This window comes from Flavobacterium ginsengiterrae, from assembly GCF_039539785.1.
Taxonomy (GTDB): domain Bacteria; phylum Bacteroidota; class Bacteroidia; order Flavobacteriales; family Flavobacteriaceae; genus Flavobacterium; species Flavobacterium ginsengiterrae.
The window spans coordinates 283,226-301,737 of the sequence record NZ_BAABDU010000004.1; the positions used below are offsets into that span (position 1 = coordinate 283,226).

General features: G+C 32.0%; 23 protein-coding genes. 14 read left to right on the forward strand and 9 right to left on the reverse strand.

From position 1 onward, the window contains the following. Positions 1–10: 10 nt before the first annotated feature. Together rpsR and rpsF are read right to left on the reverse strand one after the other, a co-directional pair. Entirely contained in the window at positions 11–307 is a 297-nt protein-coding gene (rpsR, locus tag ABD859_RS11670) for a 30S ribosomal protein S18 (protein WP_002987043.1), read from the reverse strand. Between the two features lie 5 nt (positions 308–312). Beyond that, complete coding sequence (gene rpsF, locus ABD859_RS11675) at positions 313–654, reverse strand: 30S ribosomal protein S6 (RefSeq protein WP_068842999.1); 342 nt, start codon at positions 652–654, stop codon at positions 313–315. 177 nt (positions 655–831) lie between these two features. Here rpsF and ABD859_RS11680 point away from each other — a divergent pair, with 177 nt between their 5' ends. After that, on the forward strand, positions 832–1,527 hold the full coding sequence (locus ABD859_RS11680) for a LytR/AlgR family response regulator transcription factor (protein ID WP_345144449.1): 696 nt from the start codon (positions 832–834) through the stop codon (positions 1,525–1,527). A gap of 2 nt (positions 1,528–1,529) precedes the next feature. Here ABD859_RS11680 and priA read toward each other — a convergent pair whose 3' ends face one another. From priA to nadC, 5 genes are all read right to left on the reverse strand, one after another. Next, positions 1,530–3,980 (reverse strand): replication restart helicase PriA, encoded by a 2,451-nt coding sequence (gene priA, locus ABD859_RS11685; protein WP_345144450.1) that lies wholly within the window; start codon positions 3,978–3,980, stop codon positions 1,530–1,532. A 24-nt stretch (positions 3,981–4,004) separates the two neighbouring features. Then, on the reverse strand, positions 4,005–4,748 hold the full coding sequence (bla-B1-FLAV, locus tag ABD859_RS11690) for a subclass B1 metallo-beta-lactamase (RefSeq protein ID WP_345144452.1): 744 nt from the start codon (positions 4,746–4,748) through the stop codon (positions 4,005–4,007). A 13-nt stretch (positions 4,749–4,761) separates the two neighbouring features. Continuing rightward, positions 4,762–5,190, reverse strand: a complete 429-nt coding sequence (locus tag ABD859_RS11695) for a DUF2147 domain-containing protein (RefSeq protein ID WP_345144454.1) — start codon at positions 5,188–5,190, stop codon at positions 4,762–4,764. A 1-nt stretch (position 5,191) separates the two neighbouring features. Then, positions 5,192–6,115: a YihY/virulence factor BrkB family protein gene (locus ABD859_RS11700; protein ID WP_345144456.1), complete on the reverse strand. Its 924-nt coding sequence runs from the start codon at positions 6,113–6,115 to the stop codon at positions 5,192–5,194. Between the two features lie 75 nt (positions 6,116–6,190). After that, complete coding sequence (nadC, locus tag ABD859_RS11705; protein ID WP_345144458.1) at positions 6,191–7,048, reverse strand: carboxylating nicotinate-nucleotide diphosphorylase; 858 nt, start codon at positions 7,046–7,048, stop codon at positions 6,191–6,193. 268 nt (positions 7,049–7,316) lie between these two features. Here nadC and ABD859_RS11710 point away from each other — a divergent pair, with 268 nt between their 5' ends. From ABD859_RS11710 to rlmH, 7 genes are all read left to right on the forward strand, one after another. Then, complete coding sequence (locus ABD859_RS11710; protein ID WP_345144460.1) at positions 7,317–8,417, forward strand: DNA alkylation repair protein; 1,101 nt, start codon at positions 7,317–7,319, stop codon at positions 8,415–8,417. 251 nt (positions 8,418–8,668) lie between these two features. Further along, complete coding sequence (locus tag ABD859_RS11715) at positions 8,669–9,550, forward strand: pirin family protein (RefSeq protein WP_345144462.1); 882 nt, start codon at positions 8,669–8,671, stop codon at positions 9,548–9,550. Positions 9,551–9,552: 2 nt separating this feature from the next. After that, on the forward strand, positions 9,553–9,948 hold the full coding sequence (locus tag ABD859_RS11720) for an OsmC family protein (protein WP_345144464.1): 396 nt from the start codon (positions 9,553–9,555) through the stop codon (positions 9,946–9,948). An 8-nt stretch (positions 9,949–9,956) separates the two neighbouring features. Further along, a complete protein-coding gene (locus ABD859_RS11725) occupies positions 9,957–10,238 on the forward strand; it encodes a GNAT family N-acetyltransferase (RefSeq protein ID WP_345144466.1) in 282 nt (93 codons plus the stop codon). A gap of 229 nt (positions 10,239–10,467) precedes the next feature. Continuing rightward, entirely contained in the window at positions 10,468–11,883 is a 1,416-nt protein-coding gene (locus ABD859_RS11730) for an adenosine deaminase (RefSeq protein WP_345144468.1), read from the forward strand. Positions 11,884–11,979: 96 nt separating this feature from the next. Then, positions 11,980–12,282, forward strand: a complete 303-nt coding sequence (locus ABD859_RS11735; RefSeq protein WP_345144469.1) for an antibiotic biosynthesis monooxygenase family protein — start codon at positions 11,980–11,982, stop codon at positions 12,280–12,282. Between the two features lie 170 nt (positions 12,283–12,452). Further along, positions 12,453–12,926, forward strand: coding sequence for a 23S rRNA (pseudouridine(1915)-N(3))-methyltransferase RlmH (gene rlmH, locus ABD859_RS11740; RefSeq protein ID WP_026729408.1), 474 nt, complete (start codon positions 12,453–12,455; stop codon positions 12,924–12,926). Positions 12,927–12,942: 16 nt separating this feature from the next. On the opposite strand, the gene ABD859_RS11745 is transcribed toward rlmH, so the two are convergent. Both ABD859_RS11745 and folP read right to left on the reverse strand, forming a co-directional pair. Continuing rightward, positions 12,943–13,578, reverse strand: coding sequence for a hypothetical protein (locus ABD859_RS11745; RefSeq protein WP_345144471.1), 636 nt, complete (start codon positions 13,576–13,578; stop codon positions 12,943–12,945). Between the two features lie 66 nt (positions 13,579–13,644). Next, a complete protein-coding gene (folP, locus tag ABD859_RS11750; protein ID WP_345144473.1) occupies positions 13,645–14,469 on the reverse strand; it encodes a dihydropteroate synthase in 825 nt (274 codons plus the stop codon). Between the two features lie 148 nt (positions 14,470–14,617). Between folP and ABD859_RS11755 the strand changes: the two genes are divergently transcribed. The 6 genes from ABD859_RS11755 to ABD859_RS11780 all read left to right on the forward strand — a co-directional run bounded on the left by ABD859_RS11755 (position 14,618) and on the right by ABD859_RS11780 (position 18,372). After that, positions 14,618–15,160, forward strand: a complete 543-nt coding sequence (locus ABD859_RS11755; protein ID WP_345144475.1) for a DUF1599 domain-containing protein — start codon at positions 14,618–14,620, stop codon at positions 15,158–15,160. A gap of 84 nt (positions 15,161–15,244) precedes the next feature. Next, positions 15,245–16,366, forward strand: a complete 1,122-nt coding sequence (locus ABD859_RS11760) for a BT_3928 family protein (RefSeq protein WP_345144477.1) — start codon at positions 15,245–15,247, stop codon at positions 16,364–16,366. Positions 16,367–16,454: 88 nt separating this feature from the next. Continuing rightward, complete coding sequence (locus ABD859_RS11765) at positions 16,455–16,928, forward strand: DUF6934 family protein (RefSeq protein WP_345144480.1); 474 nt, start codon at positions 16,455–16,457, stop codon at positions 16,926–16,928. Continuing rightward, positions 16,925–17,077 (forward strand): hypothetical protein, encoded by a 153-nt coding sequence (locus ABD859_RS11770; protein ID WP_345144482.1) that lies wholly within the window; start codon positions 16,925–16,927, stop codon positions 17,075–17,077. Before ABD859_RS11765 ends, ABD859_RS11770 begins: the two co-directional genes overlap by 4 nt. Before the next feature lie 82 nt (positions 17,078–17,159). Beyond that, a complete protein-coding gene (locus tag ABD859_RS11775) occupies positions 17,160–17,828 on the forward strand; it encodes a dienelactone hydrolase family protein (protein ID WP_345144484.1) in 669 nt (222 codons plus the stop codon). A gap of 79 nt (positions 17,829–17,907) precedes the next feature. After that, positions 17,908–18,372, forward strand: coding sequence for a hypothetical protein (locus tag ABD859_RS11780; protein WP_345144486.1), 465 nt, complete (start codon positions 17,908–17,910; stop codon positions 18,370–18,372). The last annotated feature ends 140 nt before the right edge of the window (positions 18,373–18,512 follow it).

The following is an 18,512-nucleotide window of genomic DNA, read 5'->3' on the forward strand; positions in this document are numbered from 1 at the left end:
GAGTTTTTAATTATTTTAATAAATCGGCCACGTATGGCATTAAAGCTAAGTGACGAGCTCTTTTTACAGCTACAGAAACTTTTCTTTGGTATTTTAATGAAGTTCCAGTTAAACGACGTGGAAGAATTTTTCCTTGCTCGTTAACGAATTTCAATAAGAAATCAGCATCTTTATAATCGATGTATTTGATTCCTGATTTTTTGAAACGGCAATACTTTTTAGTTTTGTTAGTTTCAATGTTTAAAGGCGTTAAATATCTGATATCTCCGTCTTTTTTTCCTTTTGCAGATTGCTCAATTGTAGACATAATAATTACGCTTTAGTAGATTTTAATTTTGCTCTTCTTCTTTCCGCCCATGAAATAGCATGTTTATCTAAACTTACAGTTAAGAAACGCATAACTCTTTCGTCACGTCTAAATTCAGTTTCAAAAGCAAGTAGAACTTCTCCAGCTACTTTGAACTCAAATAAGTGATAAAAACCACTTTTTTTGTTTTGGATTTCGTAAGCCATTTTTTTAAGACCCCAATCCTCTTTTGATACCATTTCAGCTCCTCTACTAGTAAGAAATTCTTCAAATTTCGTTACTGTTTCCTTCACCTGAACCTCAGATAAAACGGGATTTAAAATGAAAACAGTTTCATAATGATTCATAAATACAATATTTATTTGTTAAAATTGGGTGCAAAAGTAATTATTATTTTTAAATATGCAACACGTTTTTTCAATTATTCGTCATAATGCAAAAAATATGTACTGATTTTAGTTTTTTTTCCAAAAAAATAATACATTTACTACTGCTATCCTGAATTTATTCTAAATTTAAATGTTATGAAACTAAACTGTGTTGTTGTAGATGATAGTTCTATACAAAGGACAATTATTGCAAAATTAGTTAATAATCACCCAGGTTTGCACTTAGTTGGGGATTTTTCTAATGCAATAGAGGCAAAAAGTTGTATCTCTCTAAATAATATCGATTTAATATTTCTTGATATAGAAATGCCGGTTATTAATGGATTTGATTTTCTTGACGGTTTAAAATCTAAACCGCAGATTATATTTATTACTTCTAAAGCAGAATATGCTTTAAAAGCATTTGATTATGATGCAACGGATTATTTACAAAAACCTATTGCGGTAGATCGTTTTAATGCTTCTGTGAAAAGAGCTATTGATATGCATTTGCTGAAAAAAGAAGTCAAAGAAGAAGAAGGTGAACATATTTTTATTAAAAGCAACCTTAAAAAGCTTAAAATATTTACGGCAAAAATTAAATGGATTGAAGCTTTTGGAGACTACGTAAGAGTAGTTACTGAAGATGACAGCAATCTTGTGCTTTCAACGATGAAATCTTTTGAAAATGATTTATCAAAAGACAAATTTATTCGTGTACACAAATCTTATATTATCAATATCGACAAAGTAGAAAGATTCAACAGTAAATTTGCCGAAATCGGGATTACTAAAATTCCATTAAGCCGAAACAAAAAAGAAGATTTAGTAAAAGCACTGTCTACGTCGTAATTTTAATAAAAATCGACATTTACAACAACTTTTATAGCTCTGTATTGAGCAACAGCTTCAAAACTATTCAACATTTTCTGAATAGTTTTTTTTGTATTACCCAAATGCATATTCTGCGGAATCTTAATTAAAATGGTTCGAATGTATTCATTTCGTATTCTGCTTATTGCCGGCTCTTCCGGACCCAAAACAGGTAAATTTAAATTTTGACTCATAACCTGATAAAGCCACATAGATCCTTCTTTTAATTTATCAAAATCACGGTGTTTTAAAGTCAATTTTATAATTCGAAAATAAGGCGGATATTTATAAATCTGTCTGTCATACAACTGCTCCTTATACATACCTAAATAATTATGGTTTGTAACCTGCTGAATTGTATTATGATTTGGATTATAAGTCTGAATAATAACTTTTCCTTGTTTTTCAGATCTTCCTGCTCTTCCTGCAACCTGAGTCATCATTTGAAAACTACGTTCAAAAGCCCTAAAGTCAGGATGATGAAGCATATTATCAGCATTCATAATTCCAACAAGACTTACATTGTCAAAATCCAGACCTTTGGCCAGCATTTGTGTGCCGACTAAAATATCAATTTCACGATTTTTAAACGTATCAATAATTTTTTCAAAACCAAATTTCCCTCGCGTTGTATCCTGATCCATACGGGCCGTTTTTGCTTTGGGAAAAAGTGATCCCAGCTCCTGCTCTATTTGTTCAGTACCAAAACCTTTGGTTGTTAAATCTATACTCGAACAGCTGTGACAATTTGTAGGCTTGGCAATAGCATAACCGCAATAATGACATCGCAGCTGATTTTTAAATTTATGATACGTTAAACTTACATCACATTGCTGGCAGTGCGGCACATGTCCGCAAGTCATGCATTCTATTATAGGCGAATATCCTCTTCTGTTTTGAAATAAAATAACCTGTTCACCCAATGCCAATGCTTCGGTAATTTCTTCTATTAAAACGTCGCTAAAATGCCCCGTCATTCTTTTTCTAAAGTGTTTGTCTTTTAAATCAACCAAAACAACTTCGGGCATGCGGACATTTTTATAACGCTCAGTAAGCGTAACCAGACCATATTTATCATTTTGCGTATTAAAATAAGTCTCAATACTTGGCGTTGCAGATCCCAGCAAAACTTTGGCATTATGAAAATTAGCCAAAACAATTGCCGCATCTCTTGCGTGATATCTTGGTGCAGGATCAGTCTGTTTAAAAGTCTGTTCGTGCTCTTCATCAACAATCAATAAACCAAGATCGTTAAACGGAAGAAACAAAGCAGACCTTGCTCCTATTACAATCTGAGCTTTCTCTGAGTTTTCGAGTGTTTGTCTCCAAACCTCAACTCTTTCATTATTGCTGTATTTAGAATGAAAAACAGCTACTTTATCTCCAAAATGAAGTCTTAAACGTGAAACTAACTGTGTTGTAAGTGCAATTTCAGGAAGCAGATACAAAACCTGTCTTCCTGTCTGCAGATATTCTTCTATTAATTTAATATAAATTTCGGTTTTCCCGCTCGAAGTTACACCATGAAGCAGACACACTTCTTTTTCTGTAAAACTATCTTTTATGGCTTGAAATGCATTTTCCTGCGCTTCGCTTAACTGAAGTTCTTTTTCTGATTTCTCACCTTTATAAGAAACCCTGTCATGTTGTAAATGATATTCTTCGAAGATTTCTTTATCGATTAAAGCTTTTACAACAGCCGCAGTAGAATTAGAAAATTCAATTAACTTTTTTACTGTAATAGGTTTCTTTTCCGAAGCACTGATTTGAAAATACGCTAAAACAATTTCTTTTTGTTTGTTGGCATTTTTTAAAACTTCCAGTAATTCTTCTAAACCATTATCTGATTCGTATTTAGAATGCAATTTTACATATCGAACCAATTTTGGCTTGTAGCTTTCCTTTATTTCTTCTTCTAAAAAAATAATATCACGCGCTATTAATTTTTGAAGAATTGGAAGTATATTTTTTCTGTTTAAAATCGAAGCTATTTCCTGAACCGTAAGCGAGCTCTGATGCTGTAAAGCTTCGTAAATCAAAAATTCATCATCAGAAAGTTCAGAATCATTTACTACAACATCCGGCTTATGCGAAACTATAGTTTCACTTTCCAGCAGTAATCCCGTAGGAAACGCACCGCGGTATACATCGCCAATACCACACATATAGTAATTAGCCACCCAAAGCCAGTGTTTAATCTGTGTTTCGGTAGCAATTGGCTTTTCATCTAAAATTTGATGGATTTCTTTTGCTTCATATAAAGTCGGCGCATTTTCATGAATATCAAGAACGAGAGCCGTGTATATTTTGCTTTTACCAAAAGGCACCGCCACACGCATTCCTTTTTTTATAAAATGGAACTCAGCCTCAGAAACACGATATGTAAAAGTTTTTGCTAAGGAAAGCGGTAAAATAACTTCGATAAAAAACATGCAATAGTATATATGAGTAGAAAATTACTTTTTCTGTAAAGGTTTAGCAAGATAATCATTAACCAGTTTTAAAGTATGGTTCAATGATTCCGGATTGGTCCAGTCATCATGCCCCGAAATTATATAAATCGGTTTTTTGAATTTTGTTTGTACTTTTTTAATTGATTTTTTCCATTCTTTTACATCAGAATCTCCTAAATACCCCAAATCTTCTGCTTCGGCACTTTTTACAAAACAGCCTCCATAGAGGATTTTCTCTTTTCCAAACCAAGCTACAATATTATCAGGAGCGTGTCCTTTTCCCGGATAATAAACCTCAAAAGTATGATTTCCAACAGTAAATGTTGTATCATTTGGAATTATAAATTCAGATCTTGGTTCGTTTTGCGCTTTTAAAATATCATCTGTCAATTTAATAGAATACGTTTTGATTCCTTTTTTTCTGTAAAAATCAAATCCTCCCGCGCGATCTTCATGCGAATGTGTTCCAAAAAGCATTACGACATTTTTATTATGTCGTGATTTTATACTATCTAATAAAGGCTGAAACTGCGTTTTATCCCAAGGTGCGTCAAAAAGAACAACTCCTTTATCTGTAACAACATACATGGCATTAGCAGAAATCTTGTTTCCTTTATAATCATTAAATGTCCTATAAACATAAAAGTCACCTGTAAGATGACTTATTTGTAATGGTGAATTCTTAGATTGTCCAAAGCTGTTTAAAACTATAACTAAGAATAAAACTATCGAAGCTATTTTTCGCATTTATATTTTTAAATTAATTTTTTACTCTCGTCCAGTATTGAGTTCTTCCCATTAAAGATATTCCAACATAACCGCGAAGTTTTAATTTATCTGCAGATTCTAATGAGATATAACATTTGTATTTTTTACCGCTTGTAGGATCTAAAATAGTCCCGCCGTTATATTCTGAACCATCTTTTTTAAGACCATTTATAATAACCATTCCTAAAATTGGTTTGTTTTTTTCGGCGCCGTCACATTTTGAACAAACGTCTTTTTTATGATTTTCGCGAAGTATTTCTACAACCTTACCGTAAATTTTTCCAGATTTTTCATAGATCTCTACTACAGATTTTGCTTCACCTGTTTCGTCATCAATTGTCTTCCATTTTCCAATTACATTTTGGCTTTGCATGGTCAGGGCAAAGAAGAGCACTCCAATAGTCAGCATCAAGTTTTTCATATTATTTTTCTTTTTTTTGTTTTAATTTTCTGATAGAAGCATTCAATTCGAACCCTAAAAGCAGAATCATACAGTTTATCCAAATATAAAACATTAGAATTAATAATGTCCCAATAGAACCATAAAGTTCGTTATATTTTGAAAATTTTATAACCCAAATCCCAAAAAAGAACGAAGATATAACAAATAAGACAGTCGTAAAAACAGAGCCGATGCTTATAAAAGGCACTTTATTGTACTGTTTGGTACCATAACGCAATAATATTGAAGATGTTATCAAAATCATTAACATTACAAACAAATATCGACCCCAAATAATCAAAGGAATACGATCACTTAGCACATCCTGAATAATAGTTTTTTGAATAAAAACCTCAAAAACAACAATTGTTGCTACAGTTACAAAGAGGATTACAGTCATAACCAGCGAAATTGCCAGTGCAACTAAATACTGTCTGAAAAAACCGCGTTTATCAAAAACGTGTTTAGAAGATTCAAAACCGCTTAAAATTCCGTTAATACCGTTTGCCATTAAAAAAATAGAAAGCAAAAATCCCGAAGAAAGTAAGCCAGAATGACTATTATTTAAAATATCGCTGATAATTTTACTAATAGCATCATAAGTATTTGGAGGAACACTCTGCTGCACAAACTGCAGAAAATCGTCCTGAAAATTATCTATAGGAATAAACGGAATTAAGTTTAATATAAATAATGCGAAAGGAAAAAGAGCCATAAAAAAGCTGAAAGAAACCGCACTTGCATGATATGAAAAAGCCCCCTCAAGAATCCCTAAAGTGTACATTTCCAGCAAATCATACAATGAAAAACCTTCCAGCCACGGAAGCTTTATTTTTTTTAAAAGTCCGGCCAGATTGCGTATAACAGGCAATTTATCAATCCGGTCTTCTATTTCTTTCGACATATTTTAAATTTTAGATTGTTGATTTTAGATTTTAGAATATTTCTAACTTCTAACTCCTGACTTCTAACTTTTTGCTTAAAAAGCCTTCAAACTCAAATCCATATTATAAACAGAATGCGTTAAAGCTCCAGATGAAATGTAATTTACACCGCATAAAGCATATTCGCGAATTGTTTTTTCGTTAATATTACCCGAAGATTCTGTCTGGCATTTTGTTCCAATTAATTGAACTGCCGTTTTTGTATCTTCATAATTAAAATTATCAATCAGGATTCTGTGAACACCATCGCTTAACAAAATCTCTCTGATTTCGTCTAAACTTCTGGCTTCAACAATAATTTTCAAATCAAGATTATTTTCTTTTAAATATTCTTTTGTTTTAGAAATAGCGCGTGTAATCCCGCCGGCAAAATCAATATGGTTGTCTTTCAGCATTACCATATCATAAAGAGCAAAACGGTGATTCTCACCTCCTCCAATTTTTACCGCCCATTTTTCTGCAGCTCTAAAATTTGGAGTTGTTTTTCGGGTATCTAAAATTTTAGCGCCGGTTCCTTCTAATAAGTCAACATACTGACTGGTTTTCGTAGCAATTGCCGACATTCTCTGCATAGTATTCAAAACCACTCTTTCGCCTTTTAAAATAGACTGTGAGCTTCCAGAAACTTCAAAAACAACTTCGCCGTATTCTACATGCGTTCCGTCTTCGATAAAAGTTTTTACTTTTAATTTTGGATCAACGTGTTCAAATATCATTTTAGCAAGCTCAACACCAGCAATAATCCCTTGATCTTTTACCAATAATTTTGCTTGTCCGTGTGCTGTATCTGGAATACATGCCAGCGAACTGTAATCGCCTGTACCCACATCTTCGCGTATTGCATTGGTAATCAACAGTTGTAATTCGGCTTGAAATTGTGCTTCGCTTATCATATTTTTAAATTTTATGAATTGCTAAATTAGAACATATTTCGGGGATTTAAAAGTTCAGTTAATATGAAAAATCATTTAAAACATTAAATTTTTCTTTTTTAACCATTAAGGTTTTAAGAAAAATTAAGCTTTTATTTAGTTAGCAAAACTCGATTATCTAATTGAATACAGCGTATCAAGATTAAGTTCAATTTCTTAATAAACTTGATCTCTTAATGATTGAAAAAGAAAAACATTAAATACCTTTGAAGTTCATTCAAACAAAATCATGGCACTAATTAAAGATATTTACTCGGTTTCTTTTTACGAAAAATTTGGTCAGGCTGTCGCCGAAGTTTATCCTTCATTCGACAAACAAAAATTTATTGAAACCATTTACGAAGGCGATTTTGCTCAAAAAGAATGGAAAGAACGCATGAAACATACTACAGTTGTCTTTCATCAATTTATGCCTCAAAACTTTCCCGAAGCCACAGCTTTAATTGATAAAATCATTAAAAATCTTAGGAAAAACAATTTTGCAGACAGCAATCTGGCTTTCATTTTTTTTGCCGATTACATCGAAATGTATGGTTTAGACGATTTTAAAACTTCGGCGAAAGCCTTTGTTTCAATCACACAATTTATCAGTTGTGAATTTGCCGTTCGTCCTTTCATTTTAAAATACAAAGAAAAAATGATTGATGAAATGGTCAAATGGTCTTTGCATGAAAATCATCACGTTCGAAGATTAGCAAGCGAAGGTTCACGCCCAAGATTACCGTGGGCAATGGCGATTCCTTTCTTAAAAAAAGATCCTACTTCTATTCTTCCAATTTTAGAAAACCTCAAAAATGATCCTTCAGAATATGTTCGAAGAAGTGTCGCCAATAATCTGAATGATATTGTAAAAGATAATCCGGAAATTGTTTTAGAAATCGCAAAAAGATGGAAAGGCCACACCAAAGAAACTGACGGAATTATCAAACACGGCTGCCGAACGTTATTAAAACAAGGACATCCTGAAATTCTAAGTCATTATGGTTTAGAAAGCACAAATATTGAACTTTCGTCTTTCGAAATCAAAACGCCAAAAGTAAAAATCGGCGAATATCTGCAGTTTCACTTTCATTTAAATAATAAAAATGAAGAAGCGAAAACGGTACGTTTAGAATATGCGGTTCATTATAAAAAAGCAAAAGGTCATTTGGCAAAAAAGGTTTTCAAAATCAGCGAGAAAATTTATCATCCCAATCAATTAACCAAAGTGGAAAGAAATCAATCTTTCAAGATTATTACGACACGTGTTTTTCACACTGGAATTCATCAATTGTCAATTATTATTAATGGAACTGAAAGTGACGTTTTAGAGTTTGAATTGATTGATTAACCATACTCCGGAGGAGTAAAATATTTATAGAAAATTAGAACATCATATTAAAAAAAGCTCCAGCGGAGCGACATATTTCACCCCGCTGGGGTTTTATTATGCGGTTGTTAATTATTTCTATAAATATTTTACCCCTCCGGGGTATTTTGCTTATTTTTATAACACAAAAAGCAAAAAACAACTTTCTTAACCTAAATTAAGTTAGAGACCAACACAACCTCTCTAATTTTGTTTCAACTAAAAAATTTCACATGTCAAATATCAGTTTAATTATCGAAGAACGCGCTGCCAACATTGGCAATTTTATGGTAGGGAGATTATTGCCTTTCCGCGAAAAAAGAGCCGTTGGACCATTTGTTTTTATCGATCATATGGGACCGGCACACTTAAGTGACCATGAAAATATGGATGTTCCTCCGCATCCGCATATCGGACTTTCTACGCTTACTTTTTTGTTTGAAGGAAGCATTATGCATCGAGACAGTTTAGGAACAGAACTCGAAATAAAACCCGGCGCGGTAAACTGGATGACAGCCGGAAAAGGAATTGTACATTCTGAAAGAACGCCTGAATATTTAAGACATTCGGACAAAATGCTTCATGGATTACAGATTTGGGTGGCACTTCCTAAAGAATTGGAACAAATGGACCCGAATTTTACGCATGTTGAAGCAGATGATATTCCATCTTGGGAAGAAAACGGCGTTTCGTATAAACTAATTGCCGGTGAAGCTTTCGGAAAAAAATCTCCAGTTCCTGTTTACAGTCCGTTATATTTTATTGAAATTAAAAGTCCAACGACACAAAAAATTAATATTGGAAACCATTTATTTGGCGAAAGCGGCTTGTACATTTTAGAAGGAAGCATCAAAAGCGGTGAACACGTTTACGATCCGAAACAAATTTTGATTACGAATGACAGTACGCTTTGTGAATTTGAAATTACTGCAAATTCTACAGTTTATATTTTTGGCGGACAGCCGTTTCCGGAAGAACATTTTATCTTTTGGAATTTTGTTTCTTCGGATAAAGAATTAATCGAAAAAGCAAAAAGAGACTGGACAGCTCAGACTTTCCCGAAAGTTCCTGGCGAAACCGAATTTGTTCCATTACCAGAACCAAGAATGAAATAATTATGGATACCATTTCAGCAAAAATAGATACGCGTTTGTATCGTACCGAAATAAAATCAGCATCTGATAATATTTTAATTTCTGATGAACCGCAGGAATTGGGCGGTAAAAATTTAGGTTTGAACCCGACCGAACTTTTAGCCGCTTCATTGGCTTCGTGCACCGTAATTACGTTACGAATGTACATTAACAGAAAACAATGGAACGTTGAAGAAATCAATGTAAAAATAGATTTTGACAGAAATTCTGAACGAAGCGTATCGGTTTTCACAAGAAAAATTGAAGTAATCGGAGATGTTGATGAAACGCAAAGACAACGCTTAGAAACAATAGCAAACAGCTGTCCGATTCATAAAACATTGACACATACCATCGAAATTAAAACGACTTTAATCTAAAAAACATAATGGAAATTCAACAAATAAACGATACTAAAAAAGGCTATTTTGAAGCGGTAGAAGACGGAAAAGAAGCCGGAAAAATGACATATACCTGGGCAGGAGATTCGCAATTTATTATTGACCACACAGAAGTAAGTCCGGAATTCAATGGAAAAGGTGTCGGTAAAAAAATGCTTATGGGAGCTGTCGATTACGCCCGAAAAAATAATGTAAAAATTATTCCGCTTTGTCCTTTCGCGAAAAGCGTTTTTGATAAGGTGGAGGAAATACGTGATGTACTTTCTTGAGAAAAGGTTCTAAGTTTTTTTTAACCGCAAAGCACGCTAAGGATTACGCAAAGTTCGCAAAGTTTTAGACAAAGCTTTGCGAACTTTGCGTTTATACTAAGTTAGCATATAAAAAAACCTTGCGCTCTTTGCGGTTAAAAAAACTTTGCATCTTTGTCTCTTTGAAACTTTGCCTCTTTGGAAATCTCCTCCAAAACTCTTACATTTGCATGTAATTTAAACTTAGAGTATGACAAGGATAATTACGCTTTTCTGTATTTTTATGACGCAAATCGGCTTTTCTCAATCGGCTGAAAGTTATTTAGAAAAAATCAGAAATAATGAAGCTCTCTTAACAGCTTTTTTTCAACAAATGCCAAAAGGAGGCGATTTACACCACCATTTTTCAGGATCCGTTTATGCAGAACCGCTTTTAGAAAGAGCCATCGCAGAAGACTTTTATTTGAATGTAGAAACGATGGCGGTCTCTAAAACGAAACCTGCAAAAGGAAACTGGCAGACTTTTTCTTCTCTAAAAAATAACGATAAATTAGATTATTATCAGCAGCAAATTATGCAGACTTGGTCAATTAAAGATTATAACGGATCAGTACCTTCTGATGATCAATTCTTTGATTCATTCATGAAATTCGAACCCACAATTGCAGGTCATTTTGCAGAAGGAATGTTGGAATTAAAAAAACGCGCACTTTCTGAAAACGTAAGTTACATCGAAACCCAATTATCTACAATTCCGTGCGATATGAATGTTTCAGATTTATCCGATTTCAATACAAAACTTCGACAGGCTTCGGCTCAAAAAGATGAAAAAGCGGTTTTTAAACTTTTAGACGAATTGTATAAAGCGCTTCAGAAAAAAGATGCTAAAAAATATGCTGATGATTTCAACAACAATTTCTTAGCAAAACTCCATAAAGATTTGAAAATGGATGACGAACGTTTTACAATGCGTTATCAAAACTTTGTACTTCGTTTTATGGAACCTGTAGATTTGTTTAAAAATCTGACAATTGCTTTTATTTCGTCAAGCGAAAGCAAATTAACTGCGGGTGTAAATATCGTTTCTCCAGAACATGGCGAAAATTCGATGAAAGATTACTGGCTTCATATGGTGATGTTTAAATACTGTCATTCTAAATTTCCAGATGTAAAATATACGCTTCATGCGGGCGAACTAACTTTAGGTTTGGTTCAGCCGGAAGAACTGACTTGGCATATTAATGATGCAATTTACATTGCAGGAGCCAACAGAATTGGCCACGGAGTTGATATGGCCTACGAAGCAAACTCTTACGATTTATTGCGTTATATGTCTAAAAATAATATTCCGATTGAGATTAATTTAGTGAGTAACGAATTCATTTTGAAAGTAAAAGAAAACAGGCATCCTTTTACACTTTACAAAGAATTCAATGTTCCAATCGTGATCAGTACGGATGATGCAGGAATTTTAAGAACCAATATGACCGAGCAATATGTTTTATTGGCAAAAAGATATCCTGACGTAAATTATGAAACGATTAAAAAATACGTTTATAACAGCATTAATTACAGTTTTATTCAAGACGCTTCGGTTAAAAAACAATTATTGAAAGATTTGGACAATCGTTTTAAAACTTTTGAAGCTAAGTTTTCTAAAAATTAAACTGTAAAATGTTTCACGCAGATTTTACAGGTTTAAGCTGATAATCGCTGATCTTTTAAATAAAAATAAAATCTGGCAGATAATTCAAATAATATTATGATTCTAGAAGCCGCATTTCTTTACGTAAAGCCTGAATTGGCCAATCAATTTGAAGGTGATTTTATAAAAGCAAGTCAATATATTTCGTCAATTGATGGTTATTTGGGACATCGATTAGAAAAATGTCTTGAAGTTGAAAACAAATATCTTTTATTGGTTGATTGGAATACGCTTGAAGATCATACAGTAGGTTTTCGAACTTCTGAAGCGTATTTAGAATGGAAAAAGATTTTACATAATTATTATGAACCGTTTCCAATTGTAGAACATTTTGAAACGGTTTTTGAAAATAAGAAATAATTTTATTTCGCCACAGATTTCACAGATTAACACAGATTAAAAAAATCATTTTAAATTTTTTAATCTGCGGCAAAAAATCACTCACTCCCGATAGCTATCGGGATTGCAGATTAAGCCGATTTAAAATTTGTGCGAATTAGTGCAGTTCGTGGCAAGAAAAAAACAATACAATGAATATCAAACTTATCGCCATTGGCAAAACAGATAATAAATCGCTTCAAACTTTGATTGACGATTATACAAAACGTTTGTCTTTTTATATCAAATTTGATTTGGAGATAATTCCAGACATCAAAAACGTAAAAAACTTATCTGAAAGTCAGCAAAAAGAAAAAGAAGGCGAATTGATTCTTTCTAAACTTTCAGCAACCGATCAATTGATTTTGTTGGATGAAAATGGAAAAAACTTTTCCAGCGTTGGTTTTTCTGAAGAATTGCAAAAGAAAATGAATTCAGGCGTTAAAACCTTAGTTTTTGTAATTGGCGGACCTTACGGATTTTCTGAAACGGTTTATAAAAAAGCGCAGGGAAAAGTTTCGCTTTCACTAATGACGTTTTCACATCAAATGGTGCGTTTGTTTTTTATTGAACAGCTGTATAGAGGATTTACGATTTTAAGAAACGAGCCTTATCATCATCAATAATTTAGTGTTCAGCTTTTTAATAGATAAATTCCAGTGGAACTTTATCGCTAAAAGTATCTAAATCATGAACCAAAATTTTATTTTGAATATATTCTTCGTAACTCATATTCTTATCAAAAACAAAAATAAGCTGCGAATTAATCGCTAAATCAATTCTAGAAAATTCTTTTAAAAGATCGGTTTTCTTTACCTCAGAATTGTTATTCAGTACAACTAAATCATTTCCTTTTCTAAAATGAAATATAAAACCCACATTTTCTGTTGGTTTTTCCATTTTGTAAAACACTTTTGTAAAAGGCAAAAAAGCAAGATTCTTTCCAACAGAATCTGCATACGAATAATAGTTTTCAGATTCTTCGTTTTGATGCATTTTTTCGCTGCGCTTTTTTTCCTGCATCTTCATTACCTGAGGTATCACCAGTTTTAACGGCAGACGTTTATCAATATTTAAAATCCAGTTTGTTGAAATAATAGCGCTTTTTCGATTTAGTTCAGCCAGAGTGTCTTTTCCTTCAACTTTAAAAAATATATAAATAGGCGAATGATCCTGTACATCTTTTACGATTGAGACATTTGATTTTGGTAATAAAACGTCTTGCTTATTTCCGCAAGAAAAAAGAAGTAAAGCAATAATAAGGCTAAGGTATCTCATAATGGTTTTTAAATATTTTAAACTTTTTTGTCATTTCTCCTTTCAGTCGAAATGACAATCACTCGTTTACAAATTCAATTTATTAAACAAAGTAACACATTCTACCGCTTCTTTTACATCGTGAACGCGAAGAATTTTTGCTCCTTTTGTCAAAGCAATCGTGTTTAAAAATGTTGTAGCATTCAAAGCTTCCTGAGGTGTAATATTTAATGTTTTGTATATCATCGATTTTCTTGAAATCCCAGCTAAAACAGGCAATTCTAAAACATTAAAAAGCTCCATTTTCTGCATAACTTCATAATTCTGATCGGTAGTTTTTGCAAAACCAAAACCTGGATCGAGAATTAAATCGTTGATTCCGAAACTTCTTGCTTTTGCAACTTTCTCTGAAAAATAAAAAAGCATTTCTTTTATAATATCATCGTATTGCGTCAGACTCTGCATTGTTTGCGGATTTCCACGCATGTGCATCATAATGTATGGAACGTTGTAATGCGCAATTACATCAAACATTTTATCGTCTAATTCGCCGGCTGCAATATCATTTATAATTGCAGCACCGCTTTCTATACTGGCTTTTGCAACCTCAGCTCTAAAAGTATCAATTGATAATAATGTTTCCGGAAAGTGCTTTAAAATCAATTTGATTGCGGGAACAATTCGGTCGATTTCTTCTTGTTCGGTTACAAATTCGGCGCTTGGCTTGCTTGAATAAGCGCCGATATCAATAAAATCAGCACCTTCAGCAAGCATTTTTTCTACTTGTGAAAGGATTTCAGATTCGTTTTTATATTTTCCGCCGTCAAAAAAAGAATTTGGAGTTACATTTAAGATTCCCATTATTTTAGGAATCTCCAAATCGATCAAACGGCCTTTGCAATTAATAAACATTTTAGTTTCAAGTTTTATTTGTTTCAGGTTTCAGGCTTAGCGTTAACAATTTGTTTGGAAAAAACTTGAAACAAAGAAAACCTGAAACTTGAAACTATTTAATATAATCCCTATTTTTGAAGAAATTTTAGCAAATATACAGCAATAAATGAAGAATACTTCTCAAGAATTTGATAATGTAATTGAGGTTTGCAGAACCTTGTTTATTAATAAAATGACCGATTACGGCAGCGCATGGCGTATTTTAAGACTGCCTTCGCTTACAGATCAGATTTTCATAAAAGCGCAAAGAATCAGAAGTTTACAGGAAAACGAAGTTCGTAAAGTTGACGAAGACGAAAAAGGCGAATTTATCGGAATTATCAATTATTCGATTATGGCTTTGATTCAGTTAGAACTTGGCGTTGTCGAACAACCGGATCTTGACGTTGAAAAAGCGACTGAATTATATGATGCTAAAGTAAAACAGACTAAAGAACTAATGGAAGCCAAAAACCATGACTATGGCGAAGCGTGGCGCGATATGCGTGTAAGTTCTTTAACTGATTTGATCCTGCAGAAGATCCTTCGTGTAAAGCAAATTGAAGATAATAAAGGAAAAACAATCGTTTCTGAAGGTATCGACGCTAATTATCAGGATATGATTAATTATTCTGTTTTTGCCTTAATTTTAAACCCAATCATTAAATAAAATTCCAAAAAATAAAATTCCAAATTCCAATACTAAAAACTTGGAATTTGGAATTTAAAAAATTGGAATTTCTAAATAAGTCTCATGAAAAACATCATTACTCAATTCTCCCGATTATTTGTCGGCGTACTTTTTATAATTTCAGGATTAATTAAATTAAACGATCCGGTTGGATTCTCTTATAAATTAACTGAATATTTTAGTGAGCCTGTTTTTAACCTGCCTTTTTTAGAGCCTTTTACGCTGAGTATGGCTGTTTTTCTGGTAATTTTAGAAGTAGTTTTAGGTGTAATGTTACTGGTAGGTTACAAAGCCACACAAACCATTTGGGCTTTATTACTTTTAATTGTTTTCTTTACTTTCCTTACCTTCTACTCTGCTTATTTTGATGTGGTAAAAGATTGCGGCTGTTTTGGCGATGCTTTAAAATTAACACCTTGGCAGTCATTTACAAAAGATGTTGTTTTATTATTCTTTATCCTGATTTTATTTTTCAATCAAAAATTAATAAAACCTTTATTTTCAACTGCAAAAACAAATTTTGCTGTTTACTTAAGTGTCATTTTATCTGCTTTTATGGCGTATTGGGTTTTAAATCACAATCCAATAAAAGATTTCCGTCCGTATAAAGTTGGAAATAATATCGAGAAAGGAATGGAAATTCCGGAAGGCGCACCAAAATCAGTTGTTGAAATGATTTTTATTTACAAAGTAAACGGCGTTGACAAAGAATTTAAAGAAAAAGATTTAATGAATATTCCAGAAGGTGCCGTTTTTGTTGACAGGAAAGACAAAGTAATTTCTGAAGGTTATGTGCCGCCAATTCATGATTTTACAATGACAAAAGATGATTCTGACTACAAAGACGAATTACTGAAAGAACCAAAATTAGTTGTTTTTGTTACTTACGATTTAACAAAATCAAATCCTGACGGAATGAAGAAACTAGCAAAAGTTTCTGCTGATGCAAAAGCAAAAGGCTACAAAGTTATCGCTATGACTGCTTCTGGAGCCGATGAAATTGCAAAAGCTAAAAAAGAATACAATTTAAATGTTGATTTTTATTTCTGCGATGCTACAACTTTAAAAACCATCGAAAGAGCAAATCCTAGTATTGTAGTCCTTCACAAAGGAACTGTAGCACAAAAAGTTCATTATAATGATATTGATGATTTAAAATTATCAGACGTTGCATACGGAATTTAAAATCAAATATAAAATCAAAAAAGCCACAATATAAATTGTGGTTTTTTTTTTACATAATTATTTATTTTTGCATTCTTAAATTAAGGTAATGAATTATCAGAAATACGATCTGTATAAAAATAGCAACACTACCATTTTCGAATTTAAAAGCATTAGCAGAAATGGAGAAATAAAAAAAGTTATACTTTTTAAAGCACTTCAATCTGAACAAATTTACAATTTGGCATTTGGAGATCTGATATATAATGAAACTGAACAAAAATATCTTTTAGACGATTCAGTAATTACTAATAACGGCGATAGAAATGTTATTCTTGCCACTGTCGCACAATCGATATATATTTTTACCGAAAAATATCCTGAAAAAATGGTATTTTTTAAAGGAAGTACATTAGGAAGAACCAGATTATACAGACGAGTAATAACCATTAACTTAGAAGAATTATCCAAAACTTTTCTTATCTTTGGAGCAATAAAGAATGAGACTGGCAATGTTATAAATGTCCCTTTTAAATCAAATAAAGATTTTTTTGGATTCATTTTAAAAAGAAAAGAATTATGAAGACGATAATAAAAAAAGAATTATCTAAAAATATAAATTTGTCTACTGATTCAAAGACAAAGATTAATAAAAAATTAGACGATTTAAAAAATATCGAATGTGACAAACAAGAAGAAGTAAGCAAACTTACTTTCAAATTAAAGATATAACATTATTATTTTAAATACATAAAGTCCATATTAAATTGGGCTTTTTTTATGCCTGAAAAATATCTTTCAAAACGAAAATTCTATGAAACAAATACTAAAATTATTTTTTGCTTTTTTAATTACAGCCTTTTCGTTTTCAATTGCATTTAGCCAAGAAAAAAAACAAAATGAAAATCAACGTTATATTTTCTTCTTTCACAACAAATTTGTCGAAGAAAATGATTTGAATGTTTCTCATCCGGAATATGGGAAAGCAGAATATAATCAAATTTTAGAATCTTTTAGAAAAGATAATTTTATAGTTTTCAGCGAAAAAAGAAAGAAAAATACCAACGCTGCAGATTATGCCGAAAAAGTTGTAAAGCAAATTCAAAAGCTCATAAAAAAAGGCGTAAAACCAAATAAAATTACGGTTATTGGAACTTCAAAAGGCGGTTATATTGCGCAGTATGTTTCGACTTATTTGGCAAATCCCGATGTTAATTTTGTTTTTATTGGATGTTTTAGAGATTCAGACATAAAAGAAATTCAAGATATTAATTACTGTGGCAACATTTTGACTATTTATGAAAAATCAGATATCTATGGTGTGTCAGCAATTAGAAGAAAAGAAACATCAAAATTAAAAGTAAATCATTTTAAAGAAATCGAATTAAATACAGGACTCAAACATGGTTTTTTATATAAAGCGGCAGATAATTGGATTGCTCCATGCAAAAAATGGGCAAATGAAAATTATGATCTGAATTAAAAATTTCAGATACGTTTTTAAAATTTGCAAAAATGAATAATAATCTTACATTTGGCGTGTACCAAAAACAAAACTAACCATGAAAAGATTGATTCAATTATCATTTGTTTTATTATTAATAACTGCTTTTGGCTGCTCAAGCGATTCTAATATTATTGATTGTACTTCGCCGCCTGTGTCATTTGCTTTTGAATTTATAGATAAAGATTCTGGTGAAAATTTATACACAAACGGTACTTTTGATGCTAAACAGGCTATTACAGTAACTGACATGGATACAAAGAAAATTGTGCAATATGCCTATATGAAAAGTGATAATTTAAACCGACTTTCGATAGATGCCATAGGATTTCAATCAGGAACTTTTAATTATGAAATAAAAATTGAAAACAAAAGTATTTTTGAACTGCATGTTTCTGCCGAAAGATTAAGTAAAAATGGCTGTAGTTTCAGTAAAGTGAATTCTTTCGAAATTAAAAATGCTGAATCAGAATTAGACAAAACAAATGGTGTTTATAAAATTCGTATTACTACTAAGATCTAATTTTTTAGACAAGTGTAAATCTTAAAGAGCTTAAAAATTAAGCTCTTTTTTTATACTTTATTTTCAAAAAAAATAAAACATAAAAATGCCTTTTCACGACGTTTTTCTCCTTCAAATTTTTCTCTTTTTTACAAAAAAAA